Genomic DNA, 17,867 nt, shown 5'->3' with positions numbered 1-17,867 from the left:
GCGGGCGAGCCGCGCTGAGCGCCGGCGAACCGAGGACGTGTCATGTCAGCGCCTCCTGTGGCCGACGGTCTGAAGGCCCTCGGCAGCCTGCTCTTCCTGGCGGTCTTCGTGGCCGCCTGGGGTGACCTGCTGCTCGACTTCCGGGATTTCAGCCCCACGCCGGACGCATCGCCACCGGTGCCCCGCATGCCGGTCGACGACTTCCGCGTCGGCGTGCTCGGCACGCTCGCGACCACGCTGGCCGCCGCGGTCGGAGCGCTCTACGGGGTCAAGGCGGCGGCCGCCGAGCCGGCGCACCTCGGCCTCCACGACGACCGCACGCCGTGGCAGCGGGTGCGGTCGGCGATCCGGAGCGGCGCCGCACGCCTCGCCCGCGCGGTCCGCGACGTCCGCTTCATCGGCGGCCTCAGCACCGCGGTCTACCTCGGCTTCGGGGTCACGGTGCTCCTCATGACGCTGGGCCGGTCGGCTGAGGCGCCCGAGGTCATGACCAGCTTCGCCGGCTCGGCCCTGGCGTTCCTGGGCGCGCTCTTCACCGCCGCGACCACCCGCCGGCCCGGGTAGCGCCGACCCCTACTCACCGCCCCCTACGTCGGCGGGCCGGCCTTGGGGACGGCCCGCCGACACCGGGAGCCGCTGCCCGCTCACGAACCGGCGCGCCGACCCGTCGACCGGGTCGGTGAACGCCAGCTCGCTCGCCAGGAGCTGGAGCGGGCGGGAGAAGTCGTCGACGGAGGTCTCCCGCACGACGGGGTAGAGCGGGTCGTCGACGATCGGGATGCCCAGGCCGTGCAGGTGCAGCCGCAGCTGGTGGGTGCGACCGGTGCGTGGCGTGAGCCGGTAGACGGCCAGGTCGCCGTCGCGCGACTCGACCTCGACCAGCGTCTCGGCGTTGGGCGGCAGCCCCGGCACGACCTCCGCCCGCCACTCGCCGCGGGTCTTGCGCAGGTGGTCGCGGACGGTCACCGGCAGTGAGAGCTCCTCGCGCCACGGCGCCAGGGCCCGGTAGGTCTTGCGGACGGTGCCGCGCTCGAACATCACCTGGTAGGGGCCGCGCCAGCGCTTCTCCGTGGCGAGCAGCAGGACCCCGGACGTGACCCGGTCCAGCCGGTGCAGGGGAGACACCTCGGGCAGCCCCAGCTCGTCGCGCAGCCGCACCACCACGCTCTGGCGCACGTGCCGACCCCGGGGGATCGTGGCCAGGAACGCCGGCTTGTCGACGACCACGATCCGCTCGTCGCGGTGCAGCACGCGCAGCTCGCCCGGCACCTCGGGCTCCTCGCGCAGGTCCCGGTGGAACCACACGAACGTGTGCGGCGCATAGGGGTCCTCCTCCTGCACCGCTCGCAGGTCGTCGTACACGAAGCGACCACCGACCAGCATCCCGTCGACGTCGGTGCGTCCGTCGAGCCGGTGGCGCAGCCAGGCGCCCATCGTCGGCCAGGGAACCGACCGCCCCGCCGGCTCCCGGTCCGGCGTACGCAGCCACGCGGAGGCGAGGCCGTGACGCGGCGCGAGCGGGGAGCGGGGAGGCACCTGACGAGGCTAGACGCACCCACGGGGCCGGTACCGTCGAGGCACCAGCAAGGAGGACGCGCGTGATCGAGCTGACCCAGGGCCAGGAGCTGCCCCTCACCACGCCCGACGGCAGGCCGCTGGGCCGGATCCAGGTCGGGCTCGGCTGGGACAAGATCCCCACGGCCGGCGTCATCGGCACCGGCGCTCCGGACGTCGACCTGGACGCCTCGGCGGTGCAGTTCGCCGGGAAGCGGCTCTTCGACCTGGCCTTCTACAACAACCTGGCGACCCGCGACGGCTCCGTGGTGCATCGGGGCGACAACAAGACGGGGACGGGCGAGGGCGACGACGAGGTGATCGACGTCGACCTGGCGCGCGTCTACGGCCCGGTCGACACCATCGTGCTGCTGGTCAGCAGCTACCAGGGCCACAGTCTCACCTGGGTCGATCGCGCCTACGTCCGCATCGTCGACGAGGAGGGCGTCGAGCTCGCCCGGTACCGGCTCACCGCCGGCGTCCCCGAGACGGGTGTCGTCATGGCCAAGCTGGTCCGCACCGGCACCGGCTGGACGCTCGTCGCCATCGGCAAGGGCATCGCCGTCAAGGTCCCCACCGAGTCCGTCGCGGTGCTCCAGCCCTACCTCTGACGGCGGGCGGTCGTCTGGCCGGCCGCCGTGCTGTCCAAATGCAACGAACCCCCGACCAGCGGTGGGGGGTTCAGTGCAACTGCCGAGCGGGGTCGCTCAGGCGTTGGGGCGCTTGCCGTGGTTGGCGGCCTTCTTCTTGCGAGCGCGGCGCTTGCGTCCGGTCTTGCCCATGGTTCCTCCTCGAATCGGTCACGACCCGCTGAGGGCCAAGGGTCAGTTTCGCAGACCTCAGGACCCAGGAGAAATCCGGCTCAGGAAACGCTCCGCGTCGACCACGACGCGGGTCACCTCGCCGGTGGCGACGACCTTGCCGGCCGACCCCGCGTCGATGTGGCGCGCGGCGACCGTGAACCGGTGCAGCCGGCCGTCGACGTACGCCGCCGAGGCGGTCGCCTCGATCTCCTGACCGACCGGGCTGGCGCCGAGGTGCTCGAGCGTGACCCGGGTGCCGACGCTGGTCGAGCCGGCAGGCAGCGTCGGGTCGATCGCGGCGCAGGTGGCCGCCTCGAGCCAGGCCAGCAGGCGCGGCGTGCCGAGCACCGGCAGGCTCCCGGAGCCGACCGCGACCGCGGTGTCGTCGTCGGTGACCGTGAAGGTCAGGGCGGCTTCCATCAGGGCTCCTCGCGGGTCATCGGCAGCCGGTAGCAGCGCAGGTGCACCCCGGGCTGCGGGGACCAGTCCCGCTCCGGCACGCGCGTGAAGCCCGCGCGCTCGTAGAGGCGGTGTGCGTCGGTCATGTCGCCCAGGCTGCCGAGCACGACCGCCCGGGCTCCGTCGGCGCGCAGGCGCTCCACGACCAGGTCCAGCAACGCGCGGCCCACGCCGCGGCCCCGGGCGCTCGGGTCGACGGCCAGCATGCGGAACTCGCCCTCTCCCTCCTCGGCGCGCTGTGCCCAGGGGGTGCCGGGCAGGCAGATCGTGACGGAGCCGAGGATCTCGCCGTCCTCCTCGGCGACCCAGACCTCCGCCTCCCGGTCGCGCGTCGCCGTGTCGGCCAGCCGCAGCGCGTAGTCGGAGGTCGGCCCGCCGTCGTGCAGGAACGGCGCGTACGCCGCCACGGTGGCCCGCCCGACCGCCTCGTGGTCCTCGGGCGTGGCGCGTCGCAGCCGCATCAGATCCCGAAGGTGTTGCGCGGGTAGGCGGCGTCGACGTCGGTGATGACGTTGACCAGGTACGGCACGTCGGCGTCGAAGGCGCGGTCGATGGCGGCGCCGATCTGCCGGGGGTCGGTCACCGTCTCACCCGCGCCGCCGAGCGCCTTGACGACCTCGTCGTAGGCCGTGCGGGGCGCGAGGTCGGCGACGACGTCGTAGCCGTAGAGCATCTGCATGGGGCCCTTCTCCAGGCCCCAGGCGGAGTTGTTGCCCATCACCATGACCACCGGGAGGTCGTGGCGCACGAGGGTGTCGACGTCCATGAGCGATAAGCCGGCGGCACCGTCGCCGAGCAGGAGCACGACCTGCGACGACGGACGGGCCAGACGGGCGGCGATCGCGGAGCCCAGGCCGGCGCCGAGGCAGCCGTAGGGGCCCGGGTCGAGCCAGCCGCCGGGCCGCTTGGGCTCGACGAACTTGCCGGCGAAGCTCACGAAGTCCCCGCCGTCGCCGATGACGACCGCGTCCTCGGCGAGTCGCGGGACCAGCTCGCCGTAGATGCGCGCGGGGTGGATCGGGTCCGCCTCGGCGCGCAGGAGCTCCAGGTCGCGCGCCGTCGCGGCGGCGACCGTCTCCTGCAGCGTCGAGACCCAGGTGCGCCAGTCGGGCTTGGCCCCGCGCTCGAGCGCGGCCTGCAGTCCGTCGAAGACCGACGTGAGGTCGCCGGAGACCGACGCGGCCAGGGACGCGTGACCCGAGACCTGGCCGGGGGAGTCCGCGACGTGCACGACCCGCGCCGGCTCCGCTCCGTCCTTGCCGCCGAAGATCCCGTAGCCCAGCCGGAAGTCGAGCGGGGTGCCGACCACGACCACCAGGTCGGCGCCGCCGAGGGCCTGGCCGCGGGCCTTCGTGGCCAGCAGCGGGTGGCCGCCGGGGATGACCCCGCGGCCCATGCCGTTGGTGATGACGGGGACGCCCACGTCCTGCACGAAGCGCAGCGCCGCCTCCTCCGCGCCGTCGGCCCAGACGTCGGTGCCGAGGATGAGGACGGGGCGCGCGGCACCGGCGAGCAGGCCCGCGATGCGGGAGACGGCCTCGGGGTCGGGCTCGGCTCCGCGGGTGGAGGAGCGGGTCGGAGCCGGGCCCGAGGCGGAGTTGAAGAACTCGTCCATCGGCACGTCGACGAACACCGGGCCCCGGTGCGAGGAGCCCGCGGCGGAGAAGGCCCGGTCCATGCCGCCGAGGACGTCGCCGGCGGTGTGCAGGGTGGTCGCGAGCTTGGAGACCGACTCGACGATGGGCGGCTGGTCCAGCTCCTGCAGGCTGCCGCTGCCCCAGCGGTTGGCCGGTGCCCGTCCGCCCACGACCACCATCGGCGAGCCCGCGAACTGCGCCTGCGCGATCGCGCTGATGCCGTTGGTCACCCCGGGCCCCGCGGTCAGGACCGCCAGACCGGGCACCCGGGTCAGCTTGCCCGTGGCCTCGGCGGCGAAGGCCGCGGTCTGCTCGTGGCGTACGTCGAGCAGGCGCATCGGCGGATCGGCCTTGACCGCGCCGTCGTACATGGGGAAGACGTGCGCCCCCGACAGCGTGAACATGGTCTCGACGCCATAGGTGCGGGCCACGGAGACGGCGAGCTCACCGGAGTGTCCCTCGACGGTGCCGTCGGTCGCGGCCTGCCCTGATGTGTCGTCAGCGATCTGGGTCATGCCCGCAGGTTACTCAGCCTCGAGGAATCCGCGGTTGGCCGAGCGCAGCGCGTCGACCAGGAGCAGCATCAGGTCCGCCCGTACGGCGGGCGGACGCTGGCCGAGCGCGAGCTGGAGGTAGAGCGCGCGCAGGAACGCCTCGGCGTTGCCGCTGCCCAGGTAGGGGTCGCGATCGGGGCCCCACGTGCGCGTGGCGGTGGCGGCCAGGGCGCCCACCCAGGCCTCCAGGAGGTCCAGCGGCACCCGGTTGCGGCGGAGCACGAACATGGCGGCCAGGGCCAGCCGGTCCGCCTCACCGGCGCTGAAGAGCGCGTCGACCGGCAGCGCCAGTCGCTCGGCGATGACGTCGAGGATGACCACCAGCTCCGCGGCACCGACGTGCGGCGAGCGCGCCAGGGTGCCCAGGGCGTCGGCGCCGTGCGCGACGGCATGGGCCCAGCCCTTGCCGGGCACGTAGCCGCGCAGGTCACGCTCCTGGAGCATCCAGGTCGCGATCCGGTCGCCCCAGTCGAGGACCTTGCCGCCGGGGACGAGCGGGCGCTGGTTGTCGCGGGCGATGCACTCGCCGAGGATCAGCACCGAGAAGCTGCGGCGAAACACCGAGTCGGTCTCGCGCTCGCCGAGGCCGACGCGCAGTCCGGCGGCCATCCCGTCCCCGAGGCCGCGCAGCAGGTCATCGTAGACGCCGCGCTCTACCCAGGTGGCCAGGGCCGGCAGCGCCAGCCGGTCGCGCAGGTGCGGGTCGGTCTCGCCGAGCAGCCGGGTCAGCTCGGCGGTGAGGTCGGCGAGGGGGCGGTCCGTGGGGACCGCGAAGTCCTCGTCATGGACCTGCTTCCAGTACGCCGCCGACATGGGCCCATAGTGCCAAAGGAAGGTGGCCCCGGTCCTCCCTGGGTCTCGGGCCCCCCGCAGCCCTCGACCGACGCTTTAGGGTTGCCCGGTGCCCACCCTGAGCGAGCTCGTGCGCAGCCACACCGACCTCGACGAGGCGGACGTGGCGTGGCTCATGCTGCTCCAGGCGGACTGGCAGATCATCGCGGACCTCTCCTTCGCGGACCTGGTCCTGTGGCTGCCCGACCGAGCCGGCAACGGCTTCTGGGCGGGGGCGCAGATGCGCCCCACCACCGGCCCGACGGCGTACGTCGACGACGTGGTCGGCACCTTCGTGCCCACCGGGCGCCGCGCCATGCTCGACGAGGCGTGGTCGCGCGGGCGGCTGGTGCGCGAAGGAGACCCGGAGTGGCGCGACGACGTGCCGGTGCGCGTCGAGACCATCCCGGTGCGGCGTGCCGGACGGGTGATCGCGATCATCGCCCGCAACACCAACCTGCTCGGCGTGCGGACGCCGAGCCGGCTCGAGCTGTCCTACCTGCAGACCGCCGCGGACCTGACCCAGATGATCGCCTCGGGGCACTTCCCCTCGGAGGGACAGCGCAGCGACCACGCCGACTCCCCACGGGTGGGTGACGGGTTCCTCCGCGTCGACGCGGCCGGACGCGTCGTCTACGCCAGCCCCAACGCGCTGTCGGTCTACCGCCGCCTCGGGCTGTCCGGCGACCTGGCCGGCCTCCTGCTCACCGACCTGACCCGGGAGCTGGTGCCGCCCCGGCGCCGCCCCGACGAGGAGACCCTCAGCGCGGTGCTCGGCGGCCGCGCGCACCGCGACACCGAGATCGGCACGGACGAGGTGTCGCTGATCGTGCGCGCCGTGCCGCTGAAGCCGCACGGGGAGCACATCGGCGGGCTGATCCTGGTCCGCGACGTCACCGACCTGCGCCGCCGCGACCGGGAGCTGGTCACCAAGGACGCCACCATCCGCGAGATCCACCACCGCGTGAAGAACAACCTCCAGACGGTGGCCGCGCTGCTACGGCTCCAGGCCCGCCGGATCGGCTCCGAGGAGGCCAAGCTGGCCCTGGAGGAGGCCGTACGGCGGGTCGGCTCGATCGCGATCGTGCACGAGACGCTGAGCCAGGCCGTCGAGGAGAACGTCGCCTTCGACGAGATCGCCGACCGGCTCGGGGCGATGGTCGCCGACGTCGGCTCCCAGGGCGGGCGCGTGCAGGTGCGCAGGGAGGGGACCTTCGGGGTGCTGCCGTCCGAGTCGGCCACGGCACTGGCCATGGCCCTGACCGAGCTGCTGCAGAACGCCGTCGAGCACGGCTACGACGCCGACGACCTCGAGCTGGAGGGCACGATCACGGTGACCGTGCGCCGCCTGGTGGGCCGCCTGCACGTGAGCGTCGACGACGACGGGCGGGGGCTCCCCGAGGACTTCGACGTGGACGCCTCGTCCAGCCTCGGACTCTCCATCGTGCGCACGCTCGTGGAGTCCGAGCTGGGGGGCCAGCTGTCCCTGGGCAGTCGCCCGCACGGCCCCGGCACCCGCGCCGAGTTCGACGTCCCGGCGGAGTGAGACCGGAGCGGACTCAGGCGGTGCGGACGCGGGAGCGGGCGTTGCGGCGCTTGAGAGCGCGGCGCTCGTCCTCGCTCAGGCCGCCCCAGACGCCGTGGTCCTGCCCCGCCTCGATGGCCCACGCGAGACACTGCTCGCGCACGTCGCATCGCCGGCACACCTGTTTGGCCTCCTCGATCTGGAGGATGGCCGGACCGGTGTTGCCGATCGGGAAGAACAGCTCCGGATCCTCGTCGAGGCACGCGGAACGGTGACGCCAATCCATGGGGTGGTGGATCTCTCTTTCGGATCGAGTGCAGGTCGGGGTTCTCCGGCCTGCGGGCGCGCGTTTAGGAACGCAGAAAGTGAACGTGTTCACGAGCGCCCCACCAGACTCGCAAGTAATGCCGCGCGATTCAAGCCTTTCGGGTGGTCTTGTGGGTCACAGCCGGGCCCGCATGCCGGCCCCGTACCCTTCCCCGGTGCCCTCCACACCCTCTGCCACGCCGTTCCCCCTGCGGATCGCGGCCGCTCTCGTCGCACTCCAGGGCGCGGTGCTCACGGTGCTCGCGGTGCTCGAGATCAGCCACGTCGCGGCGGAGCGGATGGCCATGGGGGTCACGACCAGCATCTTCTTCGCCGGCTACGGCCTCGGGCTGCTCGCCTGTGCCTGGGCGCTGCTGCGCCAGCACTCCTGGGCCCGGGGTCCGGTCCTGCTCACCCAGCTGATCCAGCTCGGCCTGGCCTGGAACCTGCGCGACTTCCCCCTGGTGGCGCTGCCGCTGGCGGTCGTGGGGATCGCGGTCATCGTCGCGATGCTGCACCCGGCCACCCGTGCGGTTCTCGAAGACGACCCGACCGGCTCGCGCGGGGAGGAGGACTAGCTAGTCCTCCTGCTCCAGGGAGGTCCGGAGCTGGTCGAGGGTGCGGGTGAGCAGCCGCGAGACGTGCATCTGCGAGACGCCGATCTCCTCGGCGATCTGCGACTGGGTCATGTTCTTGAAGAAGCGCAGCAGCAGGATCTTCTTCTCCCGCGGGTCGAGCTGGTCGAGCAGCGGCTTGATCGACTCGCGGATCTCGACGTGCTCCAGGCCGGCGTCGTCGACGCCGATGGCGTCCAGCATCGAGGCGGACCCCTCCTCGGAGTCGTCGCTGGCATCCAGGGAGAGCGTCGAGTAGGCGTTGCTCGACTCGATGCCCTCCACGATCTCCTCGACCGTGCAGCCGATGGTCTCGGCCAGCTCGCGGGGTGTGGGGGAGCGGCCGAGCGACTGCGTGAGCTCGGCCGTGGCCGCGCCGATCTGCATCCGCAGCTCCTGCAGGCGGCGCGGGACCCGGATGGCCCAGCCCTTGTCGCGGAAGTAGCGCTTGATCTCGCCGATGATCGTGGGGGTGGCGTAGGTCGAGAACTCCACGCCCCGGTCGGAGTCGAAGCGGTCGATCGACTTGATCAGCCCGATCGTGCCGACCTGGACCAGGTCCTCGAACGGCTCCCCGCGGTTGCGGAACCGGCGGGCGCAGTGCTCGACGAGCGGCAGGTGCAGGTGCACCAGCGAGTCGCGCGCGGCGTCGCGCGAGCTCTGTGGTGCGGTGTCGTCATGGAGCTCGGTGAAGAGCTCGGCGCTGCGGCGGCGCGTGACCTCGACGCCGGTGGGCGCCGGGTCGTCGAGGGGGACCGGCTCGTCCGGGGGGATCTGCGCGGTCATATCAGCCAGACGTCGCGATGGAGGACTGCATCGTCATGGTGACCACGAACCGCCCGCCCTCGGTGGTGGCGGTGGCGCTGGTCGCGAGGGTGGTCAGCACCTGCCAGGCGAAGCTGTCGAAGTCGGGCGCCGGTGCCACCGCGGCGGCGACGCCGACCGAGATCGTCAGCTCGCCGGGGGACAGGTAGAACCGGCAGATCAGGTCGGTGCCCGGGTCCGCCTCGGGCAGCACCAACGCGGACGCCTCGCCGACGGCGATACGAAGGTCCTCGATGTCGTCGATGGTGAAGTCCAGGCGCGCCGCCAGCCCGGCGGTGGTCGTGCGAAGAACCGACGCGTACGCGCTGTCGGCGGGAAGCCGCAGCTCGACGTCGGCCCGGTCGCGCTGGTGGTCACCCTGCTGGGCCGTGCCCGTCACCGACATGTGTTTCGTCCTTCGTTGAAGCGAGGCAGATCGAGCAGGACCCTACTGCGCGGAGCATGGAGCGGCCGAGGCCGGCCACCGGGCGTGTACCCGAGGACCCGACCGGACAAACGCGGAGGCGGCGGTGGTCCAGACGGGAGCGGCCGCCGGGCTGGGCCTGAGGGACGTGCTGCGGCTCAGTGGCGGCGCCAGGCTGGTGGTGTTCAGCTGGGTCACCGACCCGGCGGCGGTGCAGGTGGCGCTGGACGCCGGGGCCAGTGGGTACCTGGCCAAGACGCTGACCCCCGCCGACGCGGTCCAGTCGCTGGAGGAGATCCACGAGGGAGTCGGGCGAGTCACCCGCCTGGCCCACTCGCCGCCCGAGCGGACCCGCGGCGACTGGCCCGGCCGCAGACACGACCTCAGCGACCGGGAGGCCGAGGTGCTGGCCCTGATCGCCAAGGGCCTGAGCAACAAGGAGATCGGTGCGACCGTCTTCCTGAGCGTCAACTCGATCAAGACCTACATCCGCACGACCTACCGCAAGATCGGGGTGCACACCCGCAGCCAGGCGGTGCGCTGGGCCATGGAGAACGGGTTCGCCCCGAGACCCAGTCGCACGGTGGTCGACAGCGGGCGTCACTCACGGTGAAGCCCGCCGCCCCGATGACAGGCGGACAACCGGGGCGACGGGCGATCAGCGTGGTGCGGCGCACCATGGCCGAGGGTGAGACGGCGCAGGTCGACGACCTGCCTGAGGCCGGTCAGGCCTTCTTGGTCTCCCAGAAGATCTCGGCGATCTCGTCGATCTTCGCGAGCAGCTCGTCGGCCTTGCCGGCGTCGAGCTCGCCCTTGGTGCCGGAGGCGCCGGCCAGCTTGGTCGCCTCGTTGACCAGGGTGTGCAGCTGCGGGTACTTCTCGAAGTGCGGGGGCTTGAAGTAGTCGGTCCACAGCACCCACAGGTGGTGCTTGACCAGCTCGGAGCGCTGCTCCTTGATCAGGATCGCCCGGGTGCGGAAGTCAGGGTCGTCGTTGTCGGCGACCTTGGCGATGATGGCCTTGATCGACTCGGCCTCGATGCGGGCCTGGGCGGGGTCGTAGACACCGCAGGGCAGGTCGCAGTGGGCCGAGACCTCGACCGTGGGGGCGAACAGTCGCGCGAACATGCGTGTCCTCTCGTCGTGGGTGATGCGTGTCGTTGCGACACTACTCCGCATGGACAGTCGGTCACGAGGGGCGTTCTGGGGTTGGGCACTCGTGCGCAACGCGTCGATGGAGCCCACCCTGCGTGAAGGTGATCGGCTGCTCGTGTCCTACCGCCGTCGCCCCGAGGTCGGCGACGTGGTCGTGGCGCGCTTCCCCGACGGGAGGCTGGTCGTCAAGCGCGCCGCGGAGCGCCGTACGGCGGGCTGGTGGCTGCTCAGCGACAACGCGGCTGAGGGCGTCGACTCGCGCCATCGCGGGGCCGTGCCGGAGGAGGACGTGCGCGGCGTGGTCCTCGGCCGGGTCTGGCCGCGGCCGGCCCGGCGCCTGTGATGTGGGTCATGGTGGACGGTCGGATCCGGCGTTCCGCCCTATGGAAGTATCGTTGACGTGTCACTTGCTGAGAATCCCGCCCATCCCCACGTCGGCGACCCGGTCTTCGACCTCCACGTCGGAGGCAAGATGCAGGTCGTCTCGACGACGGCACTGACCGGCCCCGAGGAGCTGTCCCTCGCCTACACGCCGGGCGTCGCCCTCGTGTGCGAGGCGATCGCCGCCGACCCGTCGCTTACCCAGCACTACACCTGGGTGCCCAACGTGGTGGCGGTCGTGACCGACGGCACCGCCGTCCTGGGCCTGGGCGACATCGGGCCGGCCGCCGCCATGCCCGTGATGGAGGGCAAGGCGGTGCTCTTCAAGCAGTTCGGCGGCGTCGACGCCGTCCCGATCTGCCTCGACACCACCGACACCGAGGAGATCATCGAGACCGTGGTCCGGCTGGCGCCGAGCTTCGGCGGGATCAACCTCGAGGACATCTCCGCCCCGCGCTGCTTCGAGATCGAGGACCGGCTCAAGGAGCGCCTCGACATCCCCGTCTTCCACGACGACCAGCACGGCACCGCCGTGGTGGCCCTCGCCGCGCTCAAGAACGCGCTCCGCCTCACGGGCCGTTCTCCGGCCACGACCCGGGTCGTGATCTCCGGCGCCGGGGCCGCGGGGGTCGCGGTGGCGAAGATCCTGCTCGAGGCGGGCATCCAGGACCTCGCGGTCACCGACCGCAAGGGCGTGCTGCACTCCTCGCGCGGCGACCTGACCCCGGTCAAGCGCGCCCTCGCGGTGCTGACCGCCGACCGCACCGGCCGCACCGGCTCGCTCGCGGACGTGCTGGACGGCGCCGACGTCTACATCGGGGTCTCCGGCGGCACCGTGCCTGAGGAGGACGTCGCCCGCATGGCGGCGGACTCCATCGTCTTCGGCCTGGCCAACCCCCACCCGGAGGTGCACCCCGAGGTGGCTCGCCGACACGCGCGGGTGGTCGCCACCGGCCGCTCCGACTTCCCGAACCAGATCAACAACGTGCTGGCCTTCCCGGGGATCTTCCGGGGCGCCTTCGACGTCCACGCCACCGCCATCACCGAGGGCATGAAGCTCGCCGCCGCCGAGGCGCTCGCCGACCTGGTCGGCGACGACCTGAGCGAGGACCTGGTGATCCCCTCGCCGTTCGACCCGCGCGTCGGTCCGGCGGTCGCGGCCGCCGTCGCCGCTGCCGCCCGCCGCGACGGGGTCGCCCGGCGCTGAGCGCGGCTCAGTAGGGTCGGGGCATGTTCGCCGTCTACGCCGACTCCTTCGCCCCCGCCGACTCCGAGGACCCGCTCGCCGGACTGGTGGTGGGGGAGCGGCCCGATCCGGAGGTCCCGGCCGGGTGGACCCGGGTCACCGTCCGCGCCGCCTCGCTCAACCATCACGACCTCTGGTCCCTCCAGGGCGTCGGGCTCCGCGAGGAGGCGCTGCCCATGATCCTGGGCTGCGACGCCGCGGGGGTCGACGAGGACGGCAACGAGGTCGTCGTCCACGCGGTCGTCTCGGACCCCTCGTGGCGCGGCGACGAGACCCTGGACCCCCAGCGCTCACTGCTCTCCGAGCGTCATCAGGGCACGTTCGCCGACACCGTGGTCGTCCCCTCGGCCAACGTCGTGCCCAAGCCGGCGTCGCTGTCCTTCGAGGAGGCCGCCTGCCTGCCCACGTCCTGGCTGACGGCGTACCGGATGCTGTTCACCCGAGGCGACCTCAAGGCCGGCGACACGGTGCTCGTGCAGGGGGCCGGCGGCGGTGTCGCCACGGCCCTGATCGCGCTCGGGCGGGCCGCAGGACTGCGGGTGCTGGCGACCTCGCGCGACGAGGCCAAGCGCGCCAAGGCGCTCGAGCTGGGCGCCCACGACGTCTTCGAGTCCGGGGCCCGGCTGCCGGTCAAGGTCGACGCGGTGATGGAGACCGTCGGGCGGGCCACATGGTCGCACTCCGTGCGCGCCCTGCGACCCGGCGGCAGGATCGTCATCAGCGGCACCACGTCCGGGCCGAAGCTGGACGACGCCGAGCTCACCCGGATCTTCTTCCTGCAGCTGAGCGTCATCGGCTCGACGATGGGCACCCGCGCCGAGCTCGCCTCCCTGGTGGCGATGCTGGACGCCACCGGCGTGCGGCCGCTGATCGACCGCGCCCTGCCGATGACCGAGGCCCGCGACGGCTTCGCGGCGATGTCGGCCGGCGACCTGTTCGGCAAGGTCGTCTTCACGCGATGAGCGCCACCCACCTGCTCACCGGCGCCGGCTCCGGCATCGGTGCCGCGCTCGCCGAGCGGCTGCACGCGCGCGGCGAGACGCTGGTGCTGCTGGCCCGCTCCGGCGAGCGGGCGGCCGAGCTGGAGTCGCGCTACCCCGGCAGCCGGGTCCTCGCCGTCGACCTGGCCGACCCCGAGGCGGTCACGGCGCTGACCGGCCTTCCCGACGAGCTCGACTCCGTGCTCCACGTCGCGGGCGTCGTCGATCTCGCGCCGGTGGCCGAGCAGCCGCTTGCCCAGCTGCGGGCGCAGGTCGACGTCAACCTGGTGTCGCCCGCGGTGCTGACCCATCTGTGCCTGCCCGCCGTACGACGCCGGCGGGGGACGTTCGTCTTCGTCAACTCCTCCGCGGGCCTCTCGGCCAGCGCCGACTGGTCGGCCTACGCCGCGTCGAAGTTCGGGCTGCGCGCTCTCGCCGACTCGCTGCGGGCGGAGGAGGTCGAGCACGGCGTGCGGGTGACGACCGTGTTCCCCAGCCGCACGGCGACGCCGATGCAGGAGAAGGTGCACGAGCAGGAGGGCCGCACCTACGACGCGTCTCGCTGGATCTCGCCGGCCACCGTCGCCGAGACGATCCTGCACGTCCTGGACCTGCCGGAGGACGCGACGATCCCCGAGGTCACGATCCGCCCGGTCGTGGCGCGCGCGAACTAGCGCCGCGAGCGCCAGTTGAGGGCGCCGATGAGGACCATGCGCAGCTGCACCCGCGCGTCCTCGACGATCTGCTTCTCCACATCCGGGCGGTCGGGGGAGCGGACGATCGCCTCGGCGGTGGCCACCATCGCGGTGACGATCAGCGCGGAGAGGATGCGCAGGTCCTCGGGCGACCAGTCCGCGGTGCCGGGCAGGCGGGCGAGGTCGGTGGCCAGCTCCTGCTGGCACAGCTCGATCTCGCGGTTGATCGCCGTGCGCACGCTGAGCGGGCCGGCGTCGCGCTCGCGCACGATGAACTGGAAGTGCTGGCGCTGCCGGCGCACGTGGTCGACCAGGATCCCGATCGAGGAGTCGATGGTCTCGTCGAAGGCCGCATTGCTGCGGCGTACGTCGAGCAGCATCGCCCGCAGCGACACGAACGACTCGTCGACCAGCTCGAGCCCGAGCGCCTCGATCGACTCGAAGTGCCGGTAGAACGCGGTCGGGACGATGCCGACCTCCTTGGCGACCTGCCGCAGCGAGAGCGCCACCAGGCTGCTGTCCTCGCACAGGGCCAGCGCAGCGTCCAGGATGGCGCGCCGGGTGCGCTCCTTGCGTTCGCCCCGAGTCTCGCTCACCACTCCACGATATCAGTGGACATGTGTTCACTCTCACGGGCGGCGCCGTTGGCGACCTCGCCGCGGCGGGTGACAATGGCGCCATGAGCGAGCGATCGGGACCCGACCACCTGTCCGGCCAGGAGATCGGCAAGGACGCCGTGCAGTCCGTCGTGCAGGCGGCCGCCGCCACCGCGGGCGAGCTGGCCGGCATCGTCAGCAAGGCCGTGCAGGACGTGGCCGGGGCGCTGGGCGGTCTGGCGACCGAGCTGTATGAGATCCGGGAAGCCGCGCAGCGGGCGGCGCAGGAGCAGCAGGACTAGGGAGACCCGCGGGTCGCGGAGACCCGGGCCCAGCGGCGCTGCTTGAGGGCCAGGTGGAGGTCCAGCCGCACCAGGCCGTCGCCGAGGTCGGCGCCGAGGACCGCGGCGAGACGCTCGAGCCGGTAGTAGAGGCTGCTGCGGTGCAGCCGCAGCCGCTCGGCCGTGTCACGCACGTCGCCGGCGAGGTCGAGGAAGGTCTCGAGCGTCTCGAGCAGCATCGGGCCCGACGGTGACGCGTCGAGCGCCGCGAGCGGGTCGGCGCCGACGGGTCCGAGGGCCTCGTCCAGGCGACGGTAGACGCCCAGGCCCGGCCAGTGGGCGGGCGAGGGCACCCCGGGGTCCTCGGCGGCCACGCGGGCGGCGAGCACGGCCTGCCGCACCAGCCTGGCGCCCGCGCTCTCCCCGGCGCGCCCCGGCTCGCTGACCCCGACCGCCGTGCCCGGTGGGGCCGCGGCGATCGCCCGGGCGAGCTCGGCCTCGGAGGAGACGACCACGGGCGGGCGATCGTCGTCGGTGGCCACGACCCGCAGCCGACCGCTTCCGGCGACGCGGGCGGGCAGCAGTCGGGCGAGCCCCGCCGCCCCCCGCCGTACGGCGCTCAGGTGCGCGGCGGCCAGGGGCCGGCCGTCGTCGACCAGCCAGAGCAGCGCCAGGCACCGTTCGCCCGCGCGCACCGGCAGGCAACGCCGGGCGGAAAGGTCGAGCGCGTCGTTGGCGGGCACCTGCTGGAGCACGTCGAGCGACGGGTCGACGTGCCGCAGCTGCCACGCGTGGACGTCGGGGGCCACGCTGCGCCGCAGGATGCTGGTGACCCGGGCCCGGTCGCTGTCGTCGCCGCGGATGCTGTGGGCCAGCAGGATGCCGTCGGGGGAGTCGAGGGTGAGACTCCGGCCGAGCTCCTCGGCGAGCGCGTCGAGCGCCTCCTGCACGTCCCCCGCGACCACTGCGCCCCCTCGTCGTTGCGACGATTGTAGGAGAGGGCGACCACAGGTCCCTGCACGAGCCCGGTGCGGGACCGGTGGTGCGGGACCTAGGTTGGCGCGCATGACACGCGCGCTCCAGCACCGGCCCTGGGTCCCGGCCCACAGCGAGGCCCTCGTCGCCGAGGTCGCGGACCGGACCGCGGCCTGCGGCCCGACGGCGCTGCTGTCCGAGCTGGACCACCTGGTCGCGGAGAACGAGCGCATCCACCACGTCGAGACGCTCAACCTCAACCCGGCCACGAACCTGATGAACCCCCGCGCCGAGGCCATGCTCTCCGCCCGGCTCGGCTCACGGGCGTCGCTGGGCTACCCGGGGGAGAAGTACGAGACCGGCCTCGAGGCCATCGAGCGCATCGAGGTCGTCGCGGCCGAGCTGGCCGCGGAGGTGTTCGGCGCGTCGTACGTCGAGATCCGGGTGCCGTCGGGCGCGATCGCCAACCTCTACGCGTTCCTGGTGACCTGCGAGCCGGGTGACACCATCATCGCGCCCCCGCCGAGCATCGGCGGGCACGTCACCCACCACGCCGGCGGCTCCGCCGGGATGTACCGGCTGCGGACGCTGCCCGCCCCGGTCGACGCCGCCCGGTTCACCGTGGACGTGGACCGCCTGCGCGACCTCGCGCACGAGACACGGCCCCGCCTGATCACGCTCGGCGCCAGCATGAACCTCTACCCGCACCCGGTCGCCGCCGTGCGCGAGATCGCCGACGAGGTGGGCGCCAAGGTCCTCTTCGACGCCGCCCATCTCTGCGGGCTGATCGCCGGTGGCGCCTGGCCGAACCCGCTCGAGCAGGGCGCGCACCTGATGACGATGAGCACCTACAAGAGCCTCGGCGGGCCCCCCGGAGGGCTGATCGTGACCAACGACGCCGAGCTGGCCCAGCGGCTCGACGCGGTGGCCTACCCGGGGCTCACCGCCAACTTCGACGCGGCGAAGTCGGCGGCGCTCGCGGTGACGCTGGTGGACTGGAAGGCCGTCGGTCCGGCGTACGCCGCCGCCATGCTCGAGACCGCGACCGGGCTCGCGGAGGGCCTGGAGCGGCGCGGGGTGGCGCTGTTCCGCGGGGCCGACGGGCCCACCCGCTCCCACATGCTGGGGGTGCTCGCTGCGCCCTACGGCGGTGGTCAGGCGGCCTCGCGCCGGCTGCGCCGGGCGCACCTGCTCACCTGCGGCATCGGCCTGCCGGTCGAGGAGGTGGCCGGCGACACCAACGGTCTTCGACTCGGCACCCCGGAGCTCGCGCGACTCGGCATGACCGGGGTCGACATGGAGCCCCTGGCGGGCTTCCTGGCCAGGGGACTCGACCCCGATGTCGCGCCGGAGGCGGTCGGCGCCGAGGTCACCGACTGGCGTGCGCAGTTCGGCGCCGTGCACTTCACCGCCGAGGACTGATCAGCCGAACGACATCCGGAAGCCGGCCATCCGGGCCGAGGCGAGCGGCCGGGCGCCGGCGAGCCAGCCGAGCGGGCCGTCGGGGGCGAACTCCCAGCGGCCGCGGCACGGCAGCGCCTTGGCCGTGCCGGTCAGGTCGGCGGTCTTCTCGCCACCGCCCTCGGGCAGCTCGGGCTGCCAGGTGCCGCCCTTGAACGGCAGCCGCAGCCCGGCCCGGGAGACGTCGGTGAAGCGCGCCGAGGCGATTGGGCGCCTCTCGACGCTCGCCGACCACGAGGTCCGCGACAGCGGTCCGGTGTGGGTGGTCTCGAAGGCGAAGTCGCAGAGGTCCTTGGGGATCGCCCACAGCTCGCGCCCGCCCGCCACGGAGGCCGGGGAGTCGACCCAGATGTCGGTGATCGAGACCCGTCCACCGTGCTCCTTGCCGGTCGGCCGCGCGACCAGCAGCTCGGAGTAGGTGAGCGGGCTGCCCTCGTCGTAGCTCACGAACGCGGCGCCGTAGACCCCGGCGGGACGGGTCGCGTCGACCGCGTGGCGCACCTTGAACAGCGTCAGGTACAGCGAGCCCACCATCCGCCACGGTGCGTCGGGGTAGATCCTGCTCTCGTCGGGAAGCTCAGCCATGG

24 protein-coding genes are annotated in these 17,867 nt (G+C 73.0%); 11 read left to right on the top strand and 13 right to left on the bottom strand.

The genetic code is table 11. From position 1 onward, the window contains the following. The first annotated feature begins 42 nt into the window (after window positions 1–42). Window positions 43–564 (top strand): hypothetical protein, encoded by a 522-nt coding sequence (locus LQ940_RS14750; protein WP_231243876.1) that lies wholly within the window; start codon window positions 43–45, stop codon window positions 562–564. 9 nt (window positions 565–573) lie between these two features. On the opposite strand, the gene LQ940_RS14745 is transcribed toward LQ940_RS14750, so the two are convergent. Further along, window positions 574–1,434, bottom strand: coding sequence for a pseudouridine synthase (locus tag LQ940_RS14745; protein WP_231244000.1), 861 nt, complete (start codon window positions 1,432–1,434; stop codon window positions 574–576). Window positions 1,435–1,598: 164 nt separating this feature from the next. On the opposite strand from LQ940_RS14745, the gene LQ940_RS14740 reads away from it, so the two are divergent. Further along, the gene (locus LQ940_RS14740) at window positions 1,599–2,165 is read left to right on the top strand and encodes a TerD family protein (RefSeq protein ID WP_231243877.1); all 567 of its coding nucleotides are present in this window, start codon (window positions 1,599–1,601) and stop codon (window positions 2,163–2,165) included. A gap of 96 nt (window positions 2,166–2,261) precedes the next feature. On the opposite strand, the gene LQ940_RS21885 is transcribed toward LQ940_RS14740, so the two are convergent. The 5 genes from LQ940_RS21885 to LQ940_RS14720 are packed head-to-tail and all read right to left on the bottom strand — an operon-like array spanning window position 2,262 to window position 5,820. Continuing rightward, complete coding sequence (locus LQ940_RS21885; RefSeq protein WP_371863162.1) at window positions 2,262–2,336, bottom strand: 50S ribosomal protein bL37; 75 nt, start codon at window positions 2,334–2,336, stop codon at window positions 2,262–2,264. A gap of 57 nt (window positions 2,337–2,393) precedes the next feature. Further along, window positions 2,394–2,777, bottom strand: coding sequence for a thioesterase family protein (locus LQ940_RS14735; RefSeq protein WP_231243878.1), 384 nt, complete (start codon window positions 2,775–2,777; stop codon window positions 2,394–2,396). Further along, entirely contained in the window at window positions 2,777–3,277 is a 501-nt protein-coding gene (locus LQ940_RS14730) for a GNAT family N-acetyltransferase (protein ID WP_231243879.1), read from the bottom strand. Before LQ940_RS14730 ends, LQ940_RS14735 begins: the two co-directional genes overlap by 1 nt. Beyond that, window positions 3,277–4,968 (bottom strand): acetolactate synthase, encoded by a 1,692-nt coding sequence (locus LQ940_RS14725; protein ID WP_231243880.1) that lies wholly within the window; start codon window positions 4,966–4,968, stop codon window positions 3,277–3,279. Before LQ940_RS14725 ends, LQ940_RS14730 begins: the two co-directional genes overlap by 1 nt. A 9-nt stretch (window positions 4,969–4,977) precedes the next feature. Continuing rightward, window positions 4,978–5,820 carry a DUF2785 domain-containing protein gene (locus LQ940_RS14720; protein ID WP_231243881.1) on the bottom strand — a complete coding sequence of 281 codons (843 nt, stop codon included), beginning with the start codon at window positions 5,818–5,820 and terminating at the stop codon, window positions 4,978–4,980. 88 nt (window positions 5,821–5,908) lie between these two features. Between LQ940_RS14720 and LQ940_RS14715 the strand changes: the two genes are divergently transcribed. Next, entirely contained in the window at window positions 5,909–7,384 is a 1,476-nt protein-coding gene (locus LQ940_RS14715; RefSeq protein WP_231243882.1) for a sensor histidine kinase, read from the top strand. A 13-nt stretch (window positions 7,385–7,397) separates the two neighbouring features. Here the strand turns inward: LQ940_RS14715 and LQ940_RS14710 are convergent, their stop codons facing one another. Then, window positions 7,398–7,649 (bottom strand): WhiB family transcriptional regulator, encoded by a 252-nt coding sequence (locus LQ940_RS14710; RefSeq protein WP_091026397.1) that lies wholly within the window; start codon window positions 7,647–7,649, stop codon window positions 7,398–7,400. A 196-nt stretch (window positions 7,650–7,845) separates the two neighbouring features. On the opposite strand from LQ940_RS14710, the gene LQ940_RS14705 reads away from it, so the two are divergent. Next, on the top strand, window positions 7,846–8,247 hold the full coding sequence (locus LQ940_RS14705) for a hypothetical protein (RefSeq protein ID WP_231243883.1): 402 nt from the start codon (window positions 7,846–7,848) through the stop codon (window positions 8,245–8,247). Here the strand turns inward: LQ940_RS14705 and LQ940_RS14700 are convergent, their stop codons facing one another. Then, window positions 8,248–9,069 carry an RNA polymerase sigma factor SigF gene (locus LQ940_RS14700; protein WP_231243884.1) on the bottom strand — a complete coding sequence of 274 codons (822 nt, stop codon included), beginning with the start codon at window positions 9,067–9,069 and terminating at the stop codon, window positions 8,248–8,250. 1 nt (window position 9,070) lies between these two features. Beyond that, on the bottom strand, window positions 9,071–9,493 hold the full coding sequence (locus tag LQ940_RS14695; protein ID WP_231243885.1) for an anti-sigma factor: 423 nt from the start codon (window positions 9,491–9,493) through the stop codon (window positions 9,071–9,073). Between the two features lie 124 nt (window positions 9,494–9,617). On the opposite strand from LQ940_RS14695, the gene LQ940_RS14690 reads away from it, so the two are divergent. Next, complete coding sequence (locus LQ940_RS14690) at window positions 9,618–10,124, top strand: helix-turn-helix transcriptional regulator (RefSeq protein ID WP_231243886.1); 507 nt, start codon at window positions 9,618–9,620, stop codon at window positions 10,122–10,124. 112 nt (window positions 10,125–10,236) lie between these two features. On the opposite strand, the gene sodN is transcribed toward LQ940_RS14690, so the two are convergent. Further along, entirely contained in the window at window positions 10,237–10,638 is a 402-nt protein-coding gene (sodN, locus tag LQ940_RS14685; RefSeq protein ID WP_134742060.1) for a superoxide dismutase, Ni, read from the bottom strand. 49 nt (window positions 10,639–10,687) lie between these two features. Here sodN and sodX point away from each other — a divergent pair, with 49 nt between their 5' ends. The 4 genes from sodX (at window position 10,688) to LQ940_RS14665 (ending at window position 13,946) form a co-directional block, all read left to right on the top strand. Further along, complete coding sequence (gene sodX, locus LQ940_RS14680; protein WP_231243887.1) at window positions 10,688–11,008, top strand: nickel-type superoxide dismutase maturation protease; 321 nt, start codon at window positions 10,688–10,690, stop codon at window positions 11,006–11,008. 129 nt (window positions 11,009–11,137) lie between these two features. Beyond that, complete coding sequence (locus LQ940_RS14675) at window positions 11,138–12,253, top strand: NAD(P)-dependent malic enzyme (RefSeq protein ID WP_269214881.1); 1,116 nt, start codon at window positions 11,138–11,140, stop codon at window positions 12,251–12,253. Window positions 12,254–12,276: 23 nt separating this feature from the next. Next, window positions 12,277–13,254 carry a zinc-binding dehydrogenase gene (locus tag LQ940_RS14670; protein ID WP_231243889.1) on the top strand — a complete coding sequence of 326 codons (978 nt, stop codon included), beginning with the start codon at window positions 12,277–12,279 and terminating at the stop codon, window positions 13,252–13,254. Further along, window positions 13,251–13,946 (top strand): SDR family oxidoreductase, encoded by a 696-nt coding sequence (locus tag LQ940_RS14665; RefSeq protein ID WP_231243890.1) that lies wholly within the window; start codon window positions 13,251–13,253, stop codon window positions 13,944–13,946. The genes LQ940_RS14670 and LQ940_RS14665 overlap by 4 nt, the downstream gene beginning before the upstream one ends. On the opposite strand, the gene LQ940_RS14660 is transcribed toward LQ940_RS14665, so the two are convergent. Then, window positions 13,943–14,563, bottom strand: coding sequence for a TetR family transcriptional regulator (locus LQ940_RS14660; protein ID WP_231243891.1), 621 nt, complete (start codon window positions 14,561–14,563; stop codon window positions 13,943–13,945). The two genes, LQ940_RS14665 and LQ940_RS14660, sit on opposite strands and share 4 nt — an antisense overlap. 83 nt (window positions 14,564–14,646) lie before the next feature. Between LQ940_RS14660 and LQ940_RS14655 the strand changes: the two genes are divergently transcribed. Next, the gene (locus LQ940_RS14655) at window positions 14,647–14,865 is read left to right on the top strand and encodes a hypothetical protein (RefSeq protein ID WP_231243892.1); all 219 of its coding nucleotides are present in this window, start codon (window positions 14,647–14,649) and stop codon (window positions 14,863–14,865) included. Here LQ940_RS14655 and LQ940_RS14650 read toward each other — a convergent pair. After that, window positions 14,862–15,809, bottom strand: coding sequence for a helix-turn-helix domain-containing protein (locus LQ940_RS14650; protein WP_231243893.1), 948 nt, complete (start codon window positions 15,807–15,809; stop codon window positions 14,862–14,864). The genes LQ940_RS14655 and LQ940_RS14650 overlap by 4 nt on opposite strands. A 100-nt stretch (window positions 15,810–15,909) precedes the next feature. Here LQ940_RS14650 and glyA point away from each other — a divergent pair, with 100 nt between their 5' ends. Next, window positions 15,910–17,241, top strand: coding sequence for a serine hydroxymethyltransferase (glyA, locus tag LQ940_RS14645; protein ID WP_231243894.1), 1,332 nt, complete (start codon window positions 15,910–15,912; stop codon window positions 17,239–17,241). On the opposite strand, the gene LQ940_RS14640 is transcribed toward glyA, so the two are convergent. Beyond that, the gene (locus LQ940_RS14640; protein ID WP_231243895.1) at window positions 17,242–17,865 is read right to left on the bottom strand and encodes an acetoacetate decarboxylase family protein; all 624 of its coding nucleotides are present in this window, start codon (window positions 17,863–17,865) and stop codon (window positions 17,242–17,244) included. Window positions 17,866–17,867 lie beyond the last annotated feature (2 nt).

Origin of the sequence: Nocardioides sp. cx-173 (genome assembly GCF_021117365.1) — a bacterium.
Taxonomy (GTDB): Bacteria; Actinomycetota; Actinomycetes; order Propionibacteriales; family Nocardioidaceae; genus Nocardioides.
Note: the sequence above shows the minus strand (reverse complement) of the source record. Positions and strands in the feature narration are given on the sequence as shown.